Below are 20,280 nucleotides of genomic sequence, written 5' to 3' on the forward strand. Positions count from 1 at the left end.
GACGCTCCGTGTCGCAGTCGACCCGGCCGAGGCCGGGCCGCCGGGGCGCGTCAGAGCACGCCGATCTCGCGGGCGGTGCGATCCACCGCGATACGGGTCTTGTCGATCAGTTCGTCGATCTCGGCACGCCCGGCCACCAGCGCCGGGGCCATGATCATGCGGCCGAGGGTGGAGCGGATGATCACGCCCTCCTCGAAGCCGATGGTGCGGCAGCGCCAGGCCAGATCGTTCTCGTTGGCGAAGCGCTTGCGGGTCGCCTTGTCCTCGGCGAACTGCAGCGCGGCGACGAAGCCGGCGCCCTGGACCTCGCCGACCAGCGGATGGTCGCCGAAGACCTCGCGCAGGCAGCGTTGCAGGTAGGGTCCGGTCTCCTCCCTGACCCGCGTGACCACGCCCTCGTCGCGCAGCGCCTTGAGGTTGGCGATGGCCACCGCCGCCGCCACCGGGTGGCCGGAATAGGTCAGGCCGTGGGCGAACACCCCGCCCTGCTCCACCAGCACCTCGGCGATGCGCTTGCCGAGTACCAGGCCGCCCATGGGGATGTAGCCGGACGTCAGGCCCTTGGCGATGGACAGGGTGTCCGGCTGGAAGCCGAAGTGTTCGTGGGCGAACCATTCGCCGGTGCGGCCGAAGCCGCCGATCACTTCGTCGGCGCACAGCAGCACGTCGTACTGCCGGCAGATGCGCTGGATCTCCGGCCAATAGCTTTGCGGCGGGAAGATCATGCCGCCGGCGCCCTGGAAGGGCTCGGCGACGAAGGCGGCGACGTTCTCCGCGCCCAGTTCGAGGATCTTCTCCTCCAGTTGCAGCGCCGCGCGGCGACCGAACTCGGCCGGGCTCAGCTCGCCGCCGTTGGCGTACCAGTAGGGTTCGTCGATGTGGGCGAAGTCCGGCAGCATGCCGCCCATCTCGTGCATGAACTTCATCCCGCCGAGCGCGGTGCTGCCCAGGGTCGAGCCGTGGTAGCCGTTCCAGCGGCCGATCATGATCTTCTTCTGCGGCTTGCCGAGGATCTGCCAGTAGCGCCGCACGGTACGGATCAGCACCTCGTTGGCCTCGGAGCCGGAGTTGGTGTAGATCGCGTGGCTGTAGTGGTCCGGCAGCAGGCTGAAGAGCATCTCGGAAAGCTCCACCACCGCCGGGTGGGTGGTGTGGAAGAACATGTTGTAGTACGGCAGTTGTTCCAGCTGGCGGCTGGCGGCGGCGGCGAGGTCCTGGCGGCCGTAGCCGAGGTTGGTGCACCAGAGGCCGGACATGCCGTCCAGGTAGCGCTTGCCGTCGTTGTCCCAGAGCTGCAGGCCATCGCCGCGGACCATCACCCGCGGGCCTTCGCGGTTCAGCGCCTTCTGGTCGAGGAAGGCGTGGATGTGGTGCGCGGCGTCCAGTTGCTGGTAGTCGCGGGTGTCGCGCTGCGGGTTGAGCTGAGCGGTCATCGTCTGTGTTCTCCTTGTTCCCTTGGCGCGTCAGGCCGAAGGGGATTGCAGGGGATCGAGGGCGACGGACTTGCCCTGGGCAGTCTCACCGGCCGTCTCGAGCGGTTCGGGTACGAAGAGGGGCTTGCGCATCACGCCCTTGATCCACACCACCGCCACCAGCGAGACCACGCCGAGCACCACGCCGGCGCTGGCGAAGATCCGTCCGGTCATTTCCGGGGTCGGCGAGACGTGGACCACCGCGTAGATCATCCCGGCGATGCCGAACAGTTGCGGCAGCGGGTAGAACGGCGTGCGGAACGGACGGGCGATGTGCGGATAGCGACGGCGCAGGGCCAGCACGTCGACGTGGGCGATGATGTAGGCCAGCAGCCAGGCCAGCGCGGCGGCGAGCAGCAGCAGGTTGATCGAGTCCGGGTCCTGGCCGAGGATCAGGATCGGCAGGCCGGTGATCGCGGCGACGAACAGCACCGCCACCCAGGGCGTGCGCGCCCGCCGGCTGAGCTGCTTGAATTGCGGGAAGGCCTGGCCGTTCTGCGCCATCCCGTAGAGCATCCGCGGGATCGCCGCCAGCGACGAGTTGAGGGTGCTGCAGGTGGCGGTGATCGCGGCGATCACCAGGAACAGCTGGCCGTACTCGCCGAACACGCGGTTGGCGAAGAGGAAGTGTGGCAGCGGGTCGCCGGCCAGTTCCGCCTGCGGGATGCACAGCAGCGCACCGAAGCAGTAGAGGGCGATGGTCAGGAAGATGATGCTCAGGCCGAGGATCATCGAACGCGGGATGTTGCGCTCCGGACGCCGCGTCTCCTCCACCAGCGGGCAGACGAACTCGGCGCCGACGAAGCCCCACACGGCCATCGCGGTGAGCGCCAGGGCGCTTACCCCGAGCGGGTTCCAGCCGCTCGCCAGGGCGGTCTGCGCGGAAGCGTGGTCGCTGCTCACCGCACCCAGGCCGAGCACCAGCAGGACGATCATCATCAGCAGCGCCAGCGCGCTCTGCAGGCGCGCGAAGATGTCGATGCCGAGCAGGTTGAGCAGGGTGAACAGGCCGAGCACGCCGTAGGCCACCAGCATCGGCGGCAGCGCGCCGGGGTAGACCTTGCCGATGATCAGGTCGAGCAGCAGCAGTTCCGCCGAGAGGGCGAACATCGCCACCACCACGTAGCCGGAAAAGGTCGCCAGGATCGCCGGGAAATGCCCGATGGCCACCTCGGTGTAGCTGCTCAGGCTACCGGCGCGGGGAATCATCAGGGCCAGCTCGGAAAAGGAAAAGGCGTAGCTCAGCGCCAGCAGGTAGGCCACTCCCAGCGGCACGATGAAGCCGAGGCCGGCCGTCCCGGCGCCTTGCAGCATCAGTACCATCACGCCCTGGGAAACCACCAGGCCGATGGCCACCGCCAGCAGCGGTCCCAGCCCGAGCACGCGGCGCAGGGCCGGCTCACGCACGTTCGGCGTGTCGTTCATTCGATCGTCCTCTTGTTGTCGTTATCGGCATCGAGTCGTGTCGCGTCCGTCGCGTCTTCAGCGCAACTGGAACCAGGTCGTCTTCAACTGGGTGTACTTGTCGAAGGAATGCAGCGACAGGTCGCGACCGAAGCCGGACTGCTTGCCGCCGCCGAAAGGCACCGCGACGTCCAGCGCGTCCACGGTATTCACCGACACCGTTCCGGCATTCAAGCGCCGCGCCACCCGGTGTGCACGGTGCAGGTCGTCGCTCCACAGCGAGGCGGCGAGGCCGTAGCGGCTGTCGTTGGCCAGGCGTATGGCCTCGTCCTCGGAGTCGAAGGCGCTGATCGCCAGCACCGGACCGAAGATTTCCTCGCGGGCCAGCTGCATGTCCGGGCGTACGTCGCCGAACAGGGTCGGTTCGATGAAGTTGTCCGAACCGTTGATCGTCAACTGGCGGCCACCGCCGAGCAGGGTCGCGCCCTCGCCTTGCGCCCGCTCGATGGCGGCGAGAATCCCGGCGGTCTGCCGGCGGTCGACGATGGCGCCGGCGCGGCTGGCCGGGTCCAGCGGATCGCCCGGCTGCCAGTCGCGGGCCTTGGCCAGCAGGCGCTCGACGAACTCGTCGTGGATCGAACGCTCCACCAGCAAGCGCGAGTTCGCCGAACAGACCTCGCCCTGGTTGAAGAAAATGCCGAAGGCGGCCTTTTCCGCCGCCAGGTCAAGATCGCGGCAATCGGCGAACACCAGGTTCGGACTCTTGCCGCCGCACTCCAGCCAGACCTGCTTGAGGTTGGATTGCGCGGAATACTGCATGAAGTACTTGCCGACCTCGGTGGAGCCGGTGAACACCAGTGCGTCCACCTCCGGGTGCAAGCCGAGGGCCTTGCCGGCCTGCTCGCCGAGGCCCGGCACCACGTTCAGCACGCCTTCCGGCACCCCCGCCTCCAGGGCCAGCTCGGCCAGGCGCAGGGCGGAGAACGGCGACTGCTCGGCCGGCTTGAGCACCACCGAGTTGCCGGCGGCCAGGGCCGGGGCGAGCTTCCAGGCGGCCATGTCGAGCGGGAAGTTCCACGGCACCACCGCGCCGATCACCCCCAGCGGCACGCGGGTAATGGTGGCCAGGGTCTGCTGGGCGGTCGGCGCGACCTGGTCGTAGAGCTTGTCGAGGCTTTCCGCATACCAGGCGAAGACGTGGGCGGCGCCGGGTACATCGATGTTCCAGGCGTCCATCACCGGCTTGCCCATGTTCAGCGAGTCGAGCAGCGCCAGCTCTTCGCGATGGGCCAGCATCAGCTCGGCCAGGCGCAGCAGCACGCGCTTGCGCTCGACCGGGGCGAGACGCGCCCAGGGGCCTTCGTCGAAGGCGCGGCGGGCGGCGGCCACTGCCGCGTCGACGTCGGCCGCATCGCAGGCCGCGACCCGCGCCAGCAGGCGATTGCTCGCCGGATCGATGGCGTCGAAGGTAGCGCCGCTGGCGGCTGGACGCTGGCGGCCGCCGATCAGGGCCTGGTCGATGAAGCGCTGTGTCGCGGCGCGCCGTTGCCAATCGCTGAGTTCGAACACCCCACCTTCTCCTTGTTATCTCGCCGGTCTGCGCCGGTCGTGGTTCTGCACGCATGGCCCGGACCGCCGGGAGGCGGACCGCTGTCCATGGGGTCGATGGGGAAGGATGGTCGCGCAAGCCGCGGCGAAGGAAAATTATTAAAAATGTCCTCGGGACATAAGAAAAAGCTGGCCAGGCGTGCCCCGGCAAAGTGCGTCGTGCTGGGTTATCGTGCAGGCGGGCAATCGTCGTCGCGGCCAGCGCCGCGACGCTCGGCAGCGGCCTGCAACTTGCTTGCAGCGCGGCGGACACAACAATCGAGGCGCACACGCCCGGCCCGGGGAGGATGATGCGCCGATGAGGTCTTGCAGTGGCGTCCTATACCTTGCGGCAACTCAAGTATTTCGTGACCACCGTGGAATGCGGCAGCGTGGCCGAGGCCTCGCGCAAGCTGTACATCGCCCAGCCGTCGATCTCCACGGCGGTGAAGGGTCTGGAGGAAAGCTTCGGCGTGCAGCTGTTCATCCGCCATCACGCCCAGGGCGTGTCGCTGACCCCCGCCGGCGCGCGCTTCTACCGCAAGGCGCAGGAACTGCTGCGGATGGCCCACGAGTTCGAGCAGAACGCCCTGGCCGACAACGACGTGATCGCCGGGCAGATCGACATCGGCTGCTTCGAGACGGTCGCCCCGCTCTACCTGCCGGGCCTGATCGCCGGCTTTCGCCAGGCCTATCCGGGGGTGGAGATCCGCATACGCGACGGCGAGCAGCAGGAACTGGTGCAAGGCCTCACCTCCGGGCGCTTCGACCTGGCCTTCCTCTACGAGCACGACCTCGACTCGACCATCGAGACCGAGCCGCTGATGCCGCCGCAACGACCCCACGCGCTGCTCCCCGAAGGGCACCGCTTCGCCGGGCAGGCGCAAGTGTCGCTGCGCGACCTGTGCCTGGAACCGATGATCCTGCTCGACGTGCAGCCCAGCCGCACCTATTTCGTCAGCCTGTTCGAGGAACTCGGCCTGACGCCGAACATCGCCTTCAGCTCGCCGTCCATCGAGATGGTGCGCGGCATGGTCGGCCAGGGCTTCGGCTTCTCCCTGCTGGTCACCCGCCCGCATTCGGAATGCACCTACGACGGCAAGAAGGTGGTCATGGTCGACCTCGCCGAGCCGGTGTCCACCTCCGGGCTCGCCGCCGCCTGGCTGAAACGCGCGCAACTGACCAAGCCGGCACGATTGTTCGTCGACTACTGCCGGGAGCAACTGGGCAAGCTTGCCGAGCGCCGGCACTGACCCTCAGCTTTCCGACATTCCAAGAGGAATTTTCTTCCTGACAAAGACGAATCCGATGACTGTGGCAAAAAGCCTCCGTTGCTAGGGTGGCCGGCGCTCCGGACCACCCCGGTCCGGCAGTCCGGCAGCGCCCAGGGATCGATGGACATTCGGGCCTGCCGCCTCATCGATGAATCATCATGGAGAGTCAGATGAAGAAGTTCCTGTTGCCCGCCCTGCTGTTCGCCGCGGCCTCGCTGACCGGCTGCGCCAGCTACAACGTCAGCCAGCCCATCGCCCCGGTGGCCGGCGCGGTGAAAACCGACCTCAAGGCCGACGTCGCCGTCGGCGAGCCGATCAGCGGAGACTCCTCGGTCAATATCCTGTTCGGCTTCCTCAAGTTCGGCGGCGACAGCCAGTTCGCCGACGGCGTCACCTACGGCGCAGAAAGCGGCTCGGGCCTGAGCCTCGGCGCCTTCGACCCGGTGTCCTCGGCCAAGGCCGCCGCCGCGTTCAAGGCGGTGAAGAACTCCAATGCCGACCTGATCGTGGCGCCGCGCTACGAGGTTTCGGTGAACGACTACTTCCTGTTCAAGAAGGTCGACGTCAAGGTCACCGGCAGCAAGGGCACCATCCGCTCCATCCGCTGAGTTCCGTTAGCCTATCGGCGGCTCAGGCTGCCGAAGCGGGATTCCATCCGGTCAGTGCAACTCCGCCTTCCCCAAGGCGCTTCCAGGCCGTCATGCTCCGCCACGCGCTAGGACATGACGGCCCTTTTTACCCCTCCCGCGCCACCTCAGGCACAATCCCCCGACGCCACCGGCCAGGGGAACGCGGATGCTGATCGACGAAGAAATCACCCTCAAGAAGCTGGAAACCTTCCTCGCCTTCATGCGCACCGGCAACCTGGCGCGCGCGGCGGCGGAACTGGGCACCAGCAACGTCAGCGTGCACCGCGCCATCCACTCGCTGGAAAGCGCCCTGCGCTGCCCGCTGTTCAAGCACGAGGGACGCAACCTGACCCCGCTGGAAAGCGCCTACGTGCTCGAGGAGCGCGCGCAGAAGCTGGTCCAGGAGGTGCTCGACACGGTGCGCCTGACCCGCGAGGCGGCCGGCTTCTCCGCCGAGCGTTTCAAGCTCGGCGCGCTCTATTCGCTGACGGTGAAGACCGTGCCGCAACTGATCATGGGCCTCAAGCTGCGACGCAGCGCGCTGAACATCGACCTGATCCTCGGCTCCAACGTCGATCTGTTCTACCAGCTGAAGAACATGGAGCTGGACGCCATCCTGGTGTCGCTCAACGACAGCGTCAGCGATCCCGACTGCGAGCACCTGCCGCTGTTCTCCGATGACATCTTCCTCGCCGTGCCGGTGGACTCGCCCTACGCCAGGCTCGCCGAGATCGATCTCAGCACCCTGCGCGACACGCCCTTCGTCACGCTCACCCAGGGCTTCGCCACCCATCAGGACGGCACCCGGGTGTTCCAGCAGGCCGGCTTCGAACCGCAGATCGCCATGCAGGTGAACGACATATTCACCCTCCTCAGCATGGTCAGCTCGGGGGTCGGCCATGCGCTGCTGCCCAAACGCATCGAGGCGGTCTACGAGAACCGCGTGCGGCTGATCCCGCTGCAACCGCGCTATCGCCTGCAGCAGCACATCGGCGTGGTGTTCCTCAAGGCCAAGGAGCGCGACCCGAACCTGCTGGCATTGCTCGCGGAGTGCCGGATGTACAGCCTGCGCCTGGAGCAGGAGGCGGCGGGATAGCGGACGGAAGTCCAGCCCGCTGACCTCTCCCCAACCCTCGCCCTTCAGGGAGAGGGTGCCCGGACGAGCCCGCTCACCCAACCAGGCCGCGCACGCTGAAATACAGCAGCGACGGCCCCAGCAGGCAACCGATGGCGGTATAGAACGCCGCGGTCAGGCAACCGTAGGGCACCAGCTTCGGGTCGGTGGCGGCGAGGCCGCCGGCGACGCCGCTGGAGGTGCCCATGAGACCACCGAAGATCACCGCCGTACGTGGATTGTTCAGGCCGATGTAGGGCGCGACGAAAGGCGTCAGGACCATCACCAGGATCGCCTTCACCAGCCCGGCGGCGATGCTCAGCGCCATCACCTCGGAGCTGGCCCCCAGGGCGGCGCCGGTCACCGGTCCGACGATGTAGGTGACCGCGCCGGCGCCGATGGTGGTCAGGCTGACCGCATCGGTGTAGCCGAACGCCATGGCCACCGCGACCCCGGCGACGAACGACGAACCGACCCCGAGGAACAGCGACACCACCCCGGAAACCCCTGCCCGACGCAGTTCCTCGACATTCACCCCGAAGGCCGTGGCGACGATGGCGAAGTCGCGCAGCATGGCGCCACCCAGCAGGCCGATACCGGACATCAGGGGCACGTCCACCAATCCTTTCTGCCCGCCGGTGGCGACGCCGCCGACGTAGGACAGCACCAGGCCGAGGAAGATCGCGATCGCCGAGCCGTGCAGGCGCCCGCGGGTGAGGCGCGCCGACAACCAGTAGGACACCGCCATGGTCACGCCGATGATGGCGAAGCCGCTGATCAGGCCGTAGCCATTGATGACTTTGTTCAGGGACTCGAACATGGCGCTCACCCCTGCACGCTGGTGCGCGGTTTCAATGGCCGGGCGCCTTCGGCTTTCTTCCGGCCGAAGCGGTCGAGCAGCGGGACCAGGGCGAAGGCCACGGCGACCGCGGCGATGCCGGCGAGGATAGCGGCCGGCCCGCCGCTCAGCGCGCCGAGGACATTCTGCTGGGCGGCCATGGCGACCACGATGGGAATGTAGACCGCGCTCCAGAACTCCACGCCCTGCTCGGTCTTCGCCGAGAGCAGGCCACGCTTGCCCAGGTAGCTGCCGACGAAGATCAGCAGCAGCATGGCGATGCCGACGCCACCGACGTTGGCCGGCACGCCGAGCAGCACGCCAAGGATCTCGCCGATGAACAGCCCGGCGAGGGTACACAGAGACAGCAGTGCGACACCGTAGATAATCATTATTGTTGTCCTCGGTTGCGGATCGATGTTGTTGTTTTTATGCCTCGAACGAACGCTTATCGGGTTCTCTTTTCCTCCTCGCGCAACAGCGCGTCCAGGGTATCCGCCCGGGAGCCTTCGAAGGCCGGCGTGGCGCAGCCGAACAGAGGCCGCGCCAGACCGCTGAGGACCCGTCCCGGCGGCAGCTCGAGATGCAGGCGGGCACCGCGCTCGTAGGCGCTGCGCAATGTCGCCAGCCACTCGACGCGGCGCGCCATGTTGCCGGCGAGATCGTCGGCCAGCGCGGCCGGTTCGGCGACCAGGCGCGCCCGGCTGCTGCTCAGGTAGGGCACGCGCGGCCGATGCAGGCGGATGCCGGCGAAGGCTTCGGCCAGGCGCGCGGCCGGTTCGTCGAGCAGCGCACAGTGCGACGGTACGCTCACCGCCAGGCGCTTCGCCGCGCTGGCGCCGGCGGCACGGGCGCGTTCGGCGAGGGCGGCCAGAGCCGCTTCGCTGCCGGCCACCACCAGTTGCCGCTCGGCGTTGACGTTGGCCAGGTAGAGCGGCGGGTGCTCGCGCCGCACCGCCAGGATCAGAGCTTCCAGTTGCGCCTGTTCGAGACCGAGGATGGCGCTCATCCCGTAGCCCTCGGGCCAGGCGGCCTGCATCAGTTCGCCACGCAGCGCCACCAGACGCAGCGCGTCGTCGAAGTCCAGCGCGCCGGCTACCACCGCCGCCGGATAGGCGCCGATGGACAGCCCGGCGACCAGCCCCGGCCGATGCCCGCGCGTCTCCAGCAGGCGGCTGGCGGCGACCCCGGCGATCAGCAGGCACAACTGCACCGCGCGGGTGCCGCGCAAGGCCTCGGCGCTCTCCAGTTCGGCCGGCGCCTGGCCGAGACAGTCCGCCGCCTGCTCCAGGCAGGCGCGCACCGGCGGTTCGTCGGGCAAGGCCGCGAGCATGCCGGGACGTTGGGCGCCCTGGCCGGGATAGGCGAACAGCACGCTCATGCCTCGACCTCCGCGACCCGCCAGGGGTCTTCCAGCAACAGCGGCGCCTCGCTGCCTTTCGCCAGCACCCGGGGCCGACCCTCGGCCCATTCGCGCAGGGCCACGCCGCCCGCCGGGGTCTGCAGTTGCAGGTCGATCCGGCAGGGACACTGCTCGAAGCACTGCAGCAGGCGCAGCGCGTCATCGCGCGGGAACGGGCGCGGGGTGCGCAGCAGCAGGTCGAGGTCGCTGTCCGGATGCAGCACGGCGACCCCGCTGGCCAGCTCGAAACCGGCGCCGCCGGTCACGCCCCAGGCCAGTCCCAGCGCGTTCAGCGGCGCACGCAGGTCGCGCAAGGCACGCCAGGCCGGCAGATCGCGCAGCATCGCCGGCTCGCGCTGGCCCAGCGCTTCCGGGCGCAAGCGCCGGGTGATTGCCGCCAACGGCATCCAGCCGGCCCAGCGCTGCTCCCGCGCCAGGCCGCGCACGCCGATGGCCACCCGCGCGGGATCTGCCGGCGCACGGCGCACCACCACCGGCCAGCCGGCCTTCAGTGCCGCGCAGACCCAGGCCGGAGCATTCTCCGGCAAATGCGCCGGCGCCATGCCCAGGAGCAAGTCATGGGGTTCCGGCCCTGCCCTGCGACGCATCGGATCAGGAGCGAGCCGTCGCCGGCTGGAGCCCCGCTGTGAGCTGTTCGCGATGACCACGGCTCGCTCCTGAATTCACCACTGCTCGCGCAGCAGCCGGCGCACCCGCGCCGACGCCTCGCGGTTGGCCGCGCCGAGGCGGCCGCCGAGGTCGCGCGGGCCGCCGAGGATATCGGCCAGGGCCTCGCCCAGGCAGGTGCGGACCCGCACCAAGTCCGCCGTCGACGGCACCTCGACGGTCTCCACCGGAAGGGTCCTCCAGAGCAGGCCGAGCGACGCGTAGCTGTCGATGTCGTAGGCCATCGGCGGCACCTTCGCCGCCAACGCCTCCAGTTCCTCGACGCTGCGCAGGGTGATCCGCGCGGCGGCGGCCTTGCCCATGGCGTGGACCATCACCCCCGGATCGTGCAAGGCGATCAGGCGGTTGGCCTGGTAGCCGTGGGCGAGGAACGCGCCGGACATCGCCTTGCCCACCAGCAGGCCGATCAGCGGATGCCCGGCGAGTCGGGCGCGGGCGTAGGCATCCACCGCCCCGGCCAGCGCCTGGTGGATACCCAGGGCCTCCTCGCGGCGGCCGTAGGCCTGGCTCGGCACGTCGACGATGGCCAGCAGCGCGCGCTTGCGTGGCGCCTCGCGGTCAGCCTCCAGCGCCTCGTCGACGGCGGCGGCCAGGCCCCAGCCCTCGAGCAGCCCGACCTCGCCCTGGCGAGCGCGCGGGAACGGATTGTCGGGATCGGGCACGACGGCCAGGAAACGCACCGGGTAGCCGTCCAGCTCGGCATCGGCGACGCGCAACGAAGCAGGATCGCCGGGACGCGGCGCGAGGCTACCGGCCAGCGCCTGGAACCAGGCCAGGCCACGGGAAGCGAACGGTTGGCTCATGTTGCATCTCCTTGGCCCAGCCCCTGGTACAGCCGGCGCACGCCGGCGGCATCCGGTTGCTCGGCGGTATCGAGGTCGCCCAGCCGCCGCAGGTAATCCTCGGCGCGGCGGCAGCGCGGCCGTGCCGGCAGGCCCTTGGCGAAATACGCGAGTACCGAGGTGCGTACCTCATCGAGGTCGTCGGCCAGGTAGGCGTCGGCGAGACCGCTGGCGAAGCGCTGCTCGCCGCCGGTGAGGCTCCAGATGAACGGCCGGTCGCGCGAGTCGTATTCAGCGATGCCGGCCTCCTGTTCGATCACCTGCGGACCGTTCAAGCCGAGGCGCGCCTCGCGGGTCACCAGCACGTAGCTGCACAGCCCGGCGGCGATGGACATGCCGCCGAAGCAGCCGACCGGCCCGGCAATCACCGCCACCACCGGCTGGTAGCGCTGCAGATCGACGATGGCCGCCTGGATCTCGGCGATCGCCGCCAGTCCGAGGTTGGCTTCCTGCAGGCGCACGCCACCGGTTTCCAGCAACAGCAGGGCCCGGGTCGGAACGCCGTTGCGATTGTCCTCGGCGGCCAGCTCCAGCGCGCCGGCGATCTTCGCTCCGCTGACTTCGCCAAGGCTGCCGCCCTGGAAAGCACCTTCGATGGCGGCGAGCACCGCCGGCTGGCCGTCGAGGAGGCCACGGGCGACCACTACCCCATCGTCGGCCTGGGGCACGATGCCCTGTCGTTCCAGCCAGGGCGACTGCACGCCGGCGAAGGGATCGAGCAACTCGCGGAAGCTGCCCGCGTCAAGCAGGGCGCGGGCGCGTTGGCGCGCTCCCAGTTCGGTGAAGCTGCGCAGCGCCAGCAGGCGGGCGACGTCAGTCATGGCCAGCCTCCTCCAGTGCCTGCTCCAGGCGCAGGCGGACCACCCCGGGAGTGGCGCCGAAATCGTGGATGCGGATCGACGCGGCCGGCGCCGTGGACGCCGCGAAGACCCGCGCGAAGAGTTGTTGCCAGCGCGGGCCGCTGCCGTTTACCGAGGTCACCACCTGGATGCTCAGCGCGCCTCCGGCGGCCGGCTCGAGCAGCACCTCCAGGTCGCCGGAGCCGACACAGCCGGCCAGGGCGCGACCGCGCGCCGGAGCGCCGGCGGGAAATTCGAAGGTCAGGGTTTCCATCTCAGAGACTCCCAGCCCACCCACCGGACACGGCGGGCAGGCGATCGAGGAAAAGACAGGCGGCCAGCAGGTCGGCGGCGCCGCCGGGCGAAGCGTTCAGCGCCAGCAGGCGGCGGTCCAGCTCGCACAGGCGGCGACGCCCGGCGAGACTGGCGCTGCCGCCGGCGGCGAGCACCGCGCGGGCGCCATCCTGCATCGCGGCGAGGCCGACGCGGCCGGCGCGGTGCAGCACGCAGGTATCGTCGAGGATGCTCATGATCGCCAGCAGCGCATCGAGCCTGGCGTTCTGCTCGCCAGCGCCGCCTTCGCGGCTGCGCCATAGCTGCGGCAGGCCGTGGCGCACTGCGCGGGGGAAGCCGAGACGCGCCTCCTCGCGGGCGCCGCCGACGCCGTAGCGCCGACGGACGCGCTCGCCGTGGCTGTCGCCGATGGCGGCCGCCGGATCGTCGAGCAGGGCGATGCGTCCTGCGCGCGCGGCCACTTCGCCGGCCTGCGTGCGGCGCGGTTCGAGAGCGGCGGCCGCGACCAGCAGGCCGAGCGCCCAGATCGCTCCGCGATGGGTGTTCACGCCTTCGGTGGTACGCAGCATCGCCGCCTCGCCGTCGCGCCCCAGTTGGCCAAGGACGCCGCGCAGGCGCGCATCGATGCGCCCATGCCGCTGGGCGGCGTCGGCCATTTCCTTGAAACACGGCCACAGGCTCAGCGCCGAGGCCTGCATCAGGCCCAGGTGCAGGTCGGCATGCGCGCCATTGCCGCGGCGGTCCACCAGGGCCGGCTTGGGCGACAGTTCGGCTTCGTCGATGAGGGCGTCCACCGCCAGGTCGGCCAGGCATTCGCCGAGGTCGGCACACGGCGTCGCCGCGAGGTTCGCGATGGCGTTCATCACCAGCTCCTGAAACGCGCCGGCGGCTGGTACAGCCCGCCGGACCACTCGACCAGCTCGGCGATGCTCTTCGCCGCCAGCAGCTCGCGCGAGGCGTCGGTGCGGCGGATGCCGAGGTCCTCGGGCAGCGCGATCAGCCCTTCGCGGCGCATCCGCAGGGTCTCGCGCGGATCGTGGCGCAGGCCGATCGGACTGATCCCCGCCACCGCCGCGATCATCGCCTGGCGTTCCTCCAGGGAGCGCGCCTTGTACAGGTAGGCGATGCCTTCCTCGGTGAGCACATGGGTGACGTCGTCGCCATAGATCATCACCGGCGCCAGCGGCATGCCGGTCTGGCGCGCCACCTCCAGCGCGTCGAGACGCTCGACGAAGGTCGGCTTGCCGCCGTCCTGGAAGGTCTCGACCATCTGCACCACCAGCTTCCTGCCGCGCTCCAGCAAGGCCTCGGGTTCGCCCCGCATGTCCAGCCAGGCCGGCGTCGAGTGGCGCCGGCCGCGCGGGTCGTGGCCCATGTTCGGGGCGCCGCCGAAACCGGCCAGGCGTCCGCGGGTGACGGTGGAGGAATGGCCGTCGCCGTCGACCTGGAGGGTAGCGCCGATGAACAGGTCGACGGCGTATTGTCCTGCCAGTTGGCAGAACATCCGATTGGAACGCAGCGAGCCGTCGCGACCGGTGAAGAACACGTCGGGACGCTGGGCGATGTAGCCCTCCATGCCCAGCTCGGTGCCGAAGCAGTGCACGCTCTCGACCCAGCCGCTCTCGATGGCGGGGATAAGGGTCGGGTGCGGGTTGAGGGTCCAGTGTCGGCAGATCTTGCCCTTCAGGCCGAGGGACTCGCCGTAGGTCGGCAGGATCAGCTCGATGGCCGCGGTGTTGAAGCCGATGCCGTGGTTCAGCGACTGCACGTTGTGCCGCTGGTAGATGCCGCGGATCGCCATCATCGCCATCAGCACGTGGACCGGCTTGATGTGGCGCGGGTCGCGGGTGAACAGCGGCTCGATGTAGAACGGCTGGTCGGCCTCGACCACGAAGTCCACCCAGGACGCCGGGATATCCACTCGCGGCAGGTCGCGCGGGTCGTCGACGATACGGTTGACCTGGACGATGACGATGCCGTCGCTGAACGCGGTGGGCTCCACCAGCGCCGGGGTGTCTTCCGTGCTCGGCCCGGTGTACACGTTGCCTTCGCGGTCGGCGACGAAACCGGCGACCAGCGCCACGTTGGGGATCAGGTCGACCACCAGCCGCGCGTACAGCTCGATGTAGGTGTGGATCGCGCCGATCTCCAGCAGGCCGTCTTCGAGCAACTGGCCGATGCGCAAGCTCTGCGGGCCGGAGAAGGAGAAGTCGAGCTTGCGCGCGATGCCCAGTTCGAACAGGTCGAGATGCTCCGGGCGGCCGACGCTGGGCATGATCATGTGCAGGTCGTGCAGCTTGCCGGGATCGACCCGCGCCAGCGAACGGGAGAGGAAATCCGCCTGCTTCTGGTTGTTGCCTTCCAGCACCACCCGATCGCCCGGCGCGATCAGCGCCTCCAGCGCGGCGACCAGGCGTTCGCGCGGCAGCACCGCGCCGTCAGCCAGGCCGCGCACGCGCTCGAGGCGCCGCTGCTTTTCCTGGCGGCGCCGCGACCACTGCGGCGGGGGAGAGATCGGTGTCGTCATGTCGGCTCCAGGTTTCACGCTGTCGTGAGGAGCCACGTTAGGCAGGCCGCCAGGCCTGTTCAATCAAGCCGGGCGACGAACCGTTACGCCAAGGTTAACGATCTGGAGGATCAGGCGCGGCGACGAGCCTGGCTGTCGATCAGGTACTGCAAGCGGAACAGGTGACGGTAGCCGGCCTCCCAGGCGCCGTGGCCGGACTTCACGTTGATGTGCCCGGCCTCGGGCAGGATCACCGTCTCCGCGCCCCAGGCGCGGGCCAGGTGCATGGCGCGCTGCGGGCTGCAGGCCTGGTCGTTGTCGGAACCCACCAGCACGCAGGGGAACGGCAACGGCTCGCGGCTGATCGGCGCGAAGTTGCGCAGCGCCTCGGCGCAGCTCTCGCGCTCGACGTCGGCCGGCGCCACCAGCAGGGCGCCGCGTACCTGGTCGCGCACCCGGCGCTCGGCCTGGGCCGCCCACAGCGCCACTGTCACACAACCCAGGCTGTGCGCGATCAGCACCACCGGCCCGGGCTGGCGGCGGATCTCGGCGTCCAGCTCGGCGATCCAGTCGGCGCGCAGCGGGGTGATCCAGTCCTGTTGCTCGACCCGTGAGGCATTGGGCAGCGCGCGCTGCCAGTGACTTTGCCAATGGGCGTCTTCCGAGCCGTACCAACCGGGCACCAACACATAACGGACGCGTTCGCTGTGCATGGAGAACCCTCCAGAAAAATTCATCACCAGGGAAGTGTAAGGGCGCAGCCTTTTTTCTCTAAGGAATAAAAAGCAATTTTAATATTCTATTAATACATATATGCCAATCGAGTTGATCCAGCGCAAGCCGAAGCCACTTTTCCGCGGCAACGCCTGGGCGGCGCAAGCCATCGGCGGTATACCTGAGCGCAGGCATCAGGTATCGGGACAGGATCATGGCCAAGAAATTTCCTCTCCATCCCAGCCATCCGGAGCGCATCTGCTGGGGTTGCGACCGCTATTGCTCGGCGGAATCTATGGGCTGCGGCAACGGCGCCAGCCGCACCCAGCATCCCAGCGAACTGTTCGGCGAGGACTGGGCCGGTGAATGGGAAGTCGAAGGAACGGAGGACGCCAAGGAGCAGGAGGCGCCGGCACGCCAGGCCTGAGCGCCCAGGCGTGGGACGTGCGAGCGCCGGACAGGGTGCGCGACGCATTCGCGAGCCCGGCCTCGGCGGATACGCCCGAGGAGCGTCCATCCGGAATAAAAAAGACCGCTCTCCCCTGCCCGGATCGGAGCGGTCGAAACCGTTGCCCGCCCGGCCTGCGCCGGACGGCGTGGATTCGCTTCAGCGTGCGGTGATCACCGCCAGCCTGGTGATCCCGGCGCGCTCGATGGAAGCCATGGCCTTCGCCACCTGGCCGTAGTTCACCCCTTCGTCGGCCTGCAACTGCACGCGGACCTCGGCGTCCTTCGCCTTGGCCGCGGCCAGGTTGCTCTCCAGCAGCTCCGGCTGGATCTCGTCCTTGTTGACGAACAGCTTGCCGGCGCCATCGATGCTCACCACCAGAGGATCCTTCTGCTCCGGCGGGGCCACCGATTCGGTCTTCGGCAGGTTGATCGGGATCGAGTTGGTCAGCAGCGGCGCGGTGACGATGAACACCACCAGCAGCACCAGCATCACGTCGACCAGCGGGGTGACGTTGATTTCGGAAAGGACTTCGTCGCTGTCCTGGGTCGAGAAGGCCATGTCAGGACGCCTCCTTCACGTTGCGCGAGGGGTTGCCGGCCTGGCGCGCGGCGGAGGGATGGACGATGACGCGGAACGCGCTCTTCTGCGCCAGGCTGTAGAAGTCGTGGGCGAAGTCGTCGAGGTCGGCGGCGGTCAGCTTCAGGCGCCGCAGGAAGTAGTTGTAGACCAGCACCGCCGGCACCGCGACGGCGATTCCCACGCCGGTGGCGATCAGCGCGCTGCCGATCGGCCCGGCCACGGTCTCCAGGCTCGCCGAGCCGGCCGCGCTGATCCCCTTGAGCGCCTCCATGATGCCCCAGACGGTGCCGAACAGACCGATGAAGGGCGAGGTCGAGCCGATCGAGGCGAGCACCGCCAGGCCCGACTCCAGGGAACGCCGCTCGCGCTGGATCTGCTGGCGCAGGGCGCGTTCGAGACGGTCCTGGTGGTTGATCGACTGGGCCAGGTCGGGCTGGCCGTTGTCCTGCACCTGGATCGCGGCGAAGCCGGCCTGGGCCACGCGGGCGCCGGCGCCCTGCTTGTCCTGCGCCTGCTCGCCGGCGGAGTCGAGGCTGGTGGCGCTCCAGAACTGCTTCTGGAACTGGCGGTCCTGGCGCTTCTGCCGGGCGAACTGCACGCCCTTGACCAGGGCCAGGCCCCAGGTGACCACGGAAAAGCCGACCAGCAGCCAGATGACGGCGCCTTCGACGGATTCGAGCGGGGTGGTTAACAGACTCATGACGGATGCTCCTCGTGACGCTGCAGATTCAGTTCAACTTGAAATCGATCGGTACGCTGACCCAGCCGTCCTCGGCCTTGTCGCCGCGCTTGGCGGGAACGAAGGACCAGCGCTTGACCGCTTTCACCGCGGCCTGGTCGAGGGCTTCGCGTCCGCTCGACTTCTGCACCTGGATCTCGCTCGGGCTGCCGCTGGCGAGGACATGCACCCGCAACAGCACGGTGCCCTCCCAGCCGCGGCGCATGGCCAGGGCGGGGTATTCCGGCGCCGGGTTGTGCAGGTAGCCGGCGTTCGCCGACGGCGGCGTCAGCGGCGCCGGGGCGGCGGCTGGCGCCGGCGGGGCGGGTGGCGCGGCGGGTTGCGGCGGCGCGGGCGGAGCCGGCTCGACGGCCTTCGGCGCCGGCTTGGGCCGGGGTTGCGGCTTGGGCTTGGGTTTCGGCTTTGGCACCGGCTTCGGCGGCGGCGGCTTCACCGCGTTCTCGTCGACCACCGGCGGTGGCGGTTCCTCGACCACCGGCGGCAACGGCTCGGGCGGCGGCGGTTCCACCACCGGCGGCGCCGAGGCGGTGAACTCGATGGTCATCGGCGGCACCTGTGGCGGCACCTCGGGCAGCGCCGGGGTTCTCTGCTGGCTCAGCCAATGGATCACCGCTCCGTGCAGGGTCAGGGCGAACAGGACCAGCAGGATCGTCTCGCGCCGGCTGAGCACCCGACCCTGTGCCGGGTTGTGGCGAACCAGGTGCAACGCCTGGCGAACCGGCCGACCGAGCGCCACCAGGTCGCCGCCGGGCGTCTCGCGCCAGGGCTGCGTGCGGGCATCGACGGGCTGGGGTGTTGCCATGAAAAGCTCCTTGCACTGACGAACTCGATGGCCGCTCAGGTCCGTGCTGGAGTCCTAGCGGCGCAGGGAGTTGCATGATTGGCAAGGAGGCTTAGCGCCTGAAGTAATTATTTTTGTTATGGAAATAACTTCTGGAGCTATGGGTTTCGCCCCTGTCGCCACAGGCCGCGTGGTTGGCGGGCTACAGCGATCCGACGAAAAACCCATGCCTTACGGGCATGAAAAATATTCCTGAAAGGCTGGTGTTTTCGCCGTTGGAAGCGGCGGAGAACGCTGCGCGGGCAACCCGCGAAAACGAAAAACCCCGGCCTGGGCCGGGGTTCTGGTGGACCCAGCGGGGAATCACTCCACCGCCTTGACCATGTCTTCGATGACTTTCTTGGCGTCGCCGAACACCATCATGGTCTTGTCCAGGTAGAACAGCTCGTTGTCCAGGCCGGCGTAGCCGCTGGCCATGGAGCGCTTGTTGACGATCACGGTCTTGGCCTTGTAGGCCTCGAGGATCGGCATGCCGGCGATGGGCGACTTCGGATCGTTCTTCGCCGCCGGGTTGACCACGTCGTTGGCACCGAGCACCAGGACCACGTCGGTCTGGCCGAACTCGGAGTTGATGTCCTCCATCTCGAACACCTGCTCGTAGGGCACCTCGGCCTCGGCCAGCAGCACGTTCATGTGCCCCGGCATGCGCCCGGCGACCGGGTGGATGGCGAACTTCACGGTGACCCCGCGATGGGTCAGCTTCTCCGCCAGTTCCATCAGCGCGTGCTGGGCGCGGGCCACCGCCAGGCCGTAGCCGGGGACGATGATCACGCTGTCGGCGTTGGTCAGCAGGAACGAGGCATCGTCGGCCGAACCGGACTTCACCGGACGCTGCTCCTTGGAGCCCGCCGGGCCGCCGGCGTCGGCTTCGGCGCCGAAGCCGCCGAGGATGACGTTGAAGAACGAGCGGTTCATCGCCTTGCACATGATGTAGGAGAGGATCGCGCCCGAGGAGCCGACCAGCGAGCCGGCGATGATCAGCATCGAGTTGTTCAGCGAGAAGCCGATACCCGCCGCGGCCCAGCCGGAATAGGAGTTGAGCATCGACACCACCACCGGCATGTCGGCGCCGCCGATGGGGATGATGATCAGCACGCCGAGGACGAAGGCCAGCGCCAGCATCACGGCGAAGGCGGTGAGGTTGCCGGTGAACATGAACACCAGGCCCAGGCCGAGGGTTGCCAGGCCGAGCACCAGGTTCAGCAGGTGCTGCCCGGAGAACTGCACCGGGGTGCCCTGGAACAGGCGGAACTTGTACTTGCCGGAGAGCTTGCCGAAGGCGATCACCGAACCGGAGAAGGTGATGGCGCCGATGGCCGCGCCGAGGAACAGCTCCAGGCGGTTGCCGGTGGGAATGGTGTCGCCCAGGTGCGCGACGATCCCCAGCGACTGCGGCTCGACCACCGCTGCGATGGCGATGAACACCGCGGCCAGGCCGATCATGCTGTGCATGAAGGCGACCAGCTCGGGCATCTTGGTCATCTCGACGCGCTTGGCCATGATCGAGCCGGCGGTACCGCCGACCAGCAGGCCGACGACGATGTAGCCGACGCCGGTGGTGGCGATCTCCGCGCCCAGCTTGAACACCAGGCCGACGGTGGTGGCCACGGCGATGGCCATGCCGACCATGCCGAAGAGGTTGCCGCGGCGCGAGGTGGTCGGGTGCGACAGGCCTTTCAGGGCCTGGATGAAGCAGACCGAGGCGATGAGGTACAGGAGGGTGACCAGGTTCATGCTCATCAGTGGCCCCCCGCCTTCGGCGCTTTCTTCTTGAACATTTCCAGCATGCGCCGGGTGACCAGGAAGCCACCGAACACATTGACCGCGGCCAGGGCCACGGCGAGGGTGCCCATGGCCTTGCCCAGCGGGGTCACGGTCAGGGCGGCAGCGAGCATGGCGCCGACGATGACGATCGCGGAAATCGCGTTGGTCACCGCCATCAGCGGGGTGTGCAAGGCAGGGGTGACGTTCCATACCACGTGGTAGCCGACGTACACGGCCAGCACGAAGATGATCAGGTTGTAGATCCCGTCAGAAATGATATCCATCGTTTTCACCGGTCTTCAGG

Annotated in this window: 22 protein-coding genes; 4 read left to right on the forward strand and 18 right to left on the reverse strand. The window is 68.6% G+C overall.

The window, feature by feature from the left end:
• Positions 1–50 precede the first annotated feature (50 nt).
• From HMPREF1224_RS26335 to HMPREF1224_RS26345, 3 genes are read right to left on the reverse strand one after another with little or no spacing between them, the layout of a single operon-like run.
• Entirely contained in the window at positions 51–1,433 is a 1,383-nt protein-coding gene (locus tag HMPREF1224_RS26335; protein WP_003101901.1) for an aspartate aminotransferase family protein, read from the reverse strand.
• 30 nt (positions 1,434–1,463) lie between these two features.
• Positions 1,464–2,897: an APC family permease gene (locus HMPREF1224_RS26340; RefSeq protein ID WP_003084045.1), complete on the reverse strand. Its 1,434-nt coding sequence runs from the start codon at positions 2,895–2,897 to the stop codon at positions 1,464–1,466.
• A gap of 57 nt (positions 2,898–2,954) precedes the next feature.
• Entirely contained in the window at positions 2,955–4,445 is a 1,491-nt protein-coding gene (locus tag HMPREF1224_RS26345; RefSeq protein ID WP_003112672.1) for an aldehyde dehydrogenase, read from the reverse strand.
• Between the two features lie 350 nt (positions 4,446–4,795).
• On the opposite strand from HMPREF1224_RS26345, the gene HMPREF1224_RS26350 reads away from it, so the two are divergent.
• From HMPREF1224_RS26350 to HMPREF1224_RS26360, 3 genes are all read left to right on the forward strand, one after another.
• A complete protein-coding gene (locus HMPREF1224_RS26350; RefSeq protein ID WP_003084035.1) occupies positions 4,796–5,716 on the forward strand; it encodes a LysR substrate-binding domain-containing protein in 921 nt (306 codons plus the stop codon).
• Between the two features lie 191 nt (positions 5,717–5,907).
• Complete coding sequence (locus tag HMPREF1224_RS26355) at positions 5,908–6,345, forward strand: hypothetical protein (RefSeq protein ID WP_003101914.1); 438 nt, start codon at positions 5,908–5,910, stop codon at positions 6,343–6,345.
• A 187-nt stretch (positions 6,346–6,532) separates the two neighbouring features.
• A complete protein-coding gene (locus HMPREF1224_RS26360) occupies positions 6,533–7,462 on the forward strand; it encodes a LysR family transcriptional regulator (protein WP_003084019.1) in 930 nt (309 codons plus the stop codon).
• 73 nt (positions 7,463–7,535) lie between these two features.
• On the opposite strand, the gene madM is transcribed toward HMPREF1224_RS26360, so the two are convergent.
• From madM to HMPREF1224_RS26410, 10 genes are all read right to left on the reverse strand, one after another.
• A complete protein-coding gene (madM, locus tag HMPREF1224_RS26365; protein WP_003084016.1) occupies positions 7,536–8,300 on the reverse strand; it encodes a malonate transporter subunit MadM in 765 nt (254 codons plus the stop codon).
• A gap of 5 nt (positions 8,301–8,305) precedes the next feature.
• Positions 8,306–8,710, reverse strand: coding sequence for a malonate transporter subunit MadL (gene madL, locus HMPREF1224_RS26370; RefSeq protein WP_003112671.1), 405 nt, complete (start codon positions 8,708–8,710; stop codon positions 8,306–8,308).
• A 56-nt stretch (positions 8,711–8,766) separates the two neighbouring features.
• Positions 8,767–9,699 (reverse strand): malonate decarboxylase subunit epsilon, encoded by a 933-nt coding sequence (gene mdcH, locus HMPREF1224_RS26375; RefSeq protein WP_003112670.1) that lies wholly within the window; start codon positions 9,697–9,699, stop codon positions 8,767–8,769.
• Positions 9,696–10,388, reverse strand: coding sequence for a malonate decarboxylase holo-ACP synthase (locus HMPREF1224_RS26380; protein WP_010793566.1), 693 nt, complete (start codon positions 10,386–10,388; stop codon positions 9,696–9,698). Before HMPREF1224_RS26380 ends, mdcH begins: the two co-directional genes overlap by 4 nt.
• Before the next feature lie 15 nt (positions 10,389–10,403).
• The gene (gene mdcE / locus HMPREF1224_RS26385; protein ID WP_003112668.1) at positions 10,404–11,210 is read right to left on the reverse strand and encodes a biotin-independent malonate decarboxylase subunit gamma; all 807 of its coding nucleotides are present in this window, start codon (positions 11,208–11,210) and stop codon (positions 10,404–10,406) included.
• A complete protein-coding gene (locus HMPREF1224_RS26390) occupies positions 11,207–12,070 on the reverse strand; it encodes a biotin-independent malonate decarboxylase subunit beta (protein WP_003084003.1) in 864 nt (287 codons plus the stop codon). The genes mdcE and HMPREF1224_RS26390 overlap by 4 nt, the downstream gene beginning before the upstream one ends.
• Positions 12,063–12,362, reverse strand: a complete 300-nt coding sequence (locus tag HMPREF1224_RS26395) for a malonate decarboxylase subunit delta (protein WP_003084001.1) — start codon at positions 12,360–12,362, stop codon at positions 12,063–12,065. Before HMPREF1224_RS26395 ends, HMPREF1224_RS26390 begins: the two co-directional genes overlap by 8 nt.
• A 1-nt stretch (position 12,363) precedes the next feature.
• Positions 12,364–13,245 carry a triphosphoribosyl-dephospho-CoA synthase gene (locus tag HMPREF1224_RS26400; RefSeq protein ID WP_003145068.1) on the reverse strand — a complete coding sequence of 294 codons (882 nt, stop codon included), beginning with the start codon at positions 13,243–13,245 and terminating at the stop codon, positions 12,364–12,366.
• Positions 13,245–14,909 (reverse strand): malonate decarboxylase subunit alpha, encoded by a 1,665-nt coding sequence (gene mdcA, locus HMPREF1224_RS26405; protein WP_003111980.1) that lies wholly within the window; start codon positions 14,907–14,909, stop codon positions 13,245–13,247. Before mdcA ends, HMPREF1224_RS26400 begins: the two co-directional genes overlap by 1 nt.
• Positions 14,910–15,019: 110 nt before the next feature.
• A complete protein-coding gene (locus HMPREF1224_RS26410; protein WP_003145072.1) occupies positions 15,020–15,601 on the reverse strand; it encodes an alpha/beta hydrolase in 582 nt (193 codons plus the stop codon).
• Between the two features lie 215 nt (positions 15,602–15,816).
• Here HMPREF1224_RS26410 and HMPREF1224_RS26415 point away from each other — a divergent pair, with 215 nt between their 5' ends.
• Positions 15,817–16,029, forward strand: a complete 213-nt coding sequence (locus tag HMPREF1224_RS26415; protein ID WP_003111981.1) for a DUF3079 domain-containing protein — start codon at positions 15,817–15,819, stop codon at positions 16,027–16,029.
• Between the two features lie 180 nt (positions 16,030–16,209).
• Here the strand turns inward: HMPREF1224_RS26415 and HMPREF1224_RS26420 are convergent, their stop codons facing one another.
• From HMPREF1224_RS26420 to HMPREF1224_RS26440, 5 genes are all read right to left on the reverse strand, one after another.
• A complete protein-coding gene (locus HMPREF1224_RS26420) occupies positions 16,210–16,611 on the reverse strand; it encodes an ExbD/TolR family protein (RefSeq protein WP_003106175.1) in 402 nt (133 codons plus the stop codon).
• Between the two features lies 1 nt (position 16,612).
• Positions 16,613–17,332: a MotA/TolQ/ExbB proton channel family protein gene (locus HMPREF1224_RS26425; protein WP_003083979.1), complete on the reverse strand. Its 720-nt coding sequence runs from the start codon at positions 17,330–17,332 to the stop codon at positions 16,613–16,615.
• Positions 17,333–17,360: 28 nt separating this feature from the next.
• Positions 17,361–18,173: an energy transducer TonB gene (locus HMPREF1224_RS26430; RefSeq protein ID WP_010793567.1), complete on the reverse strand. Its 813-nt coding sequence runs from the start codon at positions 18,171–18,173 to the stop codon at positions 17,361–17,363.
• Positions 18,174–18,515: 342 nt separating this feature from the next.
• The gene (locus HMPREF1224_RS26435; RefSeq protein ID WP_003083975.1) at positions 18,516–19,952 is read right to left on the reverse strand and encodes an NAD(P)(+) transhydrogenase (Re/Si-specific) subunit beta; all 1,437 of its coding nucleotides are present in this window, start codon (positions 19,950–19,952) and stop codon (positions 18,516–18,518) included.
• The gene (locus HMPREF1224_RS26440) at positions 19,952–20,260 is read right to left on the reverse strand and encodes an NAD(P) transhydrogenase subunit alpha part 2 (RefSeq protein WP_003083974.1); all 309 of its coding nucleotides are present in this window, start codon (positions 20,258–20,260) and stop codon (positions 19,952–19,954) included. Before HMPREF1224_RS26440 ends, HMPREF1224_RS26435 begins: the two co-directional genes overlap by 1 nt.
• Positions 20,261–20,280: the final 20 nt, after the last annotated feature.

The organism is Pseudomonas sp. P179, assembly GCF_000478485.2.
Taxonomy (GTDB): Bacteria; Pseudomonadota; Gammaproteobacteria; order Pseudomonadales; family Pseudomonadaceae; genus Pseudomonas; species Pseudomonas aeruginosa.

Coding starts and splice junctions, on each gene's coding strand:
- HMPREF1224_RS26335 (WP_003101901.1), bottom strand. CDS start 1,433: ATGACCGCTCAGCTCAACCCGCAGCGCGACACCCGCGACTACCAGCAA.
- HMPREF1224_RS26340 (WP_003084045.1), bottom strand. CDS start 2,897: ATGAACGACACGCCGAACGTGCGTGAGCCGGCCCTGCGCCGCGTGCTC.
- HMPREF1224_RS26355 (WP_003101914.1), top strand. CDS start 5,908: ATGAAGAAGTTCCTGTTGCCCGCCCTGCTGTTCGCCGCGGCCTCGCTG.
- HMPREF1224_RS26360 (WP_003084019.1), top strand. CDS start 6,533: ATGCTGATCGACGAAGAAATCACCCTCAAGAAGCTGGAAACCTTCCTC.
- madM (WP_003084016.1), bottom strand. CDS start 8,300: ATGTTCGAGTCCCTGAACAAAGTCATCAATGGCTACGGCCTGATCAGC.
- madL (WP_003112671.1), bottom strand. CDS start 8,710: ATGATTATCTACGGTGTCGCACTGCTGTCTCTGTGTACCCTCGCCGGG.
- mdcH (WP_003112670.1), bottom strand. CDS start 9,699: ATGAGCGTGCTGTTCGCCTATCCCGGCCAGGGCGCCCAACGTCCCGGC.
- mdcE (WP_003112668.1), bottom strand. CDS start 11,210: ATGAGCCAACCGTTCGCTTCCCGTGGCCTGGCCTGGTTCCAGGCGCTG.
- HMPREF1224_RS26390 (WP_003084003.1), bottom strand. CDS start 12,070: ATGACTGACGTCGCCCGCCTGCTGGCGCTGCGCAGCTTCACCGAACTG.
- HMPREF1224_RS26395 (WP_003084001.1), bottom strand. CDS start 12,362: ATGGAAACCCTGACCTTCGAATTTCCCGCCGGCGCTCCGGCGCGCGGT.
- HMPREF1224_RS26400 (WP_003145068.1), bottom strand. CDS start 13,245: ATGAACGCCATCGCGAACCTCGCGGCGACGCCGTGTGCCGACCTCGGC.
- mdcA (WP_003111980.1), bottom strand. CDS start 14,909: ATGACGACACCGATCTCTCCCCCGCCGCAGTGGTCGCGGCGCCGCCAG.
- HMPREF1224_RS26410 (WP_003145072.1), bottom strand. CDS start 15,601: ATGCACAGCGAACGCGTCCGTTATGTGTTGGTGCCCGGTTGGTACGGC.
- HMPREF1224_RS26415 (WP_003111981.1), top strand. CDS start 15,817: ATGGCCAAGAAATTTCCTCTCCATCCCAGCCATCCGGAGCGCATCTGC.
- HMPREF1224_RS26420 (WP_003106175.1), bottom strand. CDS start 16,611: ATGGCCTTCTCGACCCAGGACAGCGACGAAGTCCTTTCCGAAATCAAC.
- HMPREF1224_RS26425 (WP_003083979.1), bottom strand. CDS start 17,332: ATGAGTCTGTTAACCACCCCGCTCGAATCCGTCGAAGGCGCCGTCATC.
- HMPREF1224_RS26430 (WP_010793567.1), bottom strand. CDS start 18,173: ATGGCAACACCCCAGCCCGTCGATGCCCGCACGCAGCCCTGGCGCGAG.
- HMPREF1224_RS26435 (WP_003083975.1), bottom strand. CDS start 19,952: ATGAGCATGAACCTGGTCACCCTCCTGTACCTCATCGCCTCGGTCTGC.
- HMPREF1224_RS26440 (WP_003083974.1), bottom strand. CDS start 20,260: ATGGATATCATTTCTGACGGGATCTACAACCTGATCATCTTCGTGCTG.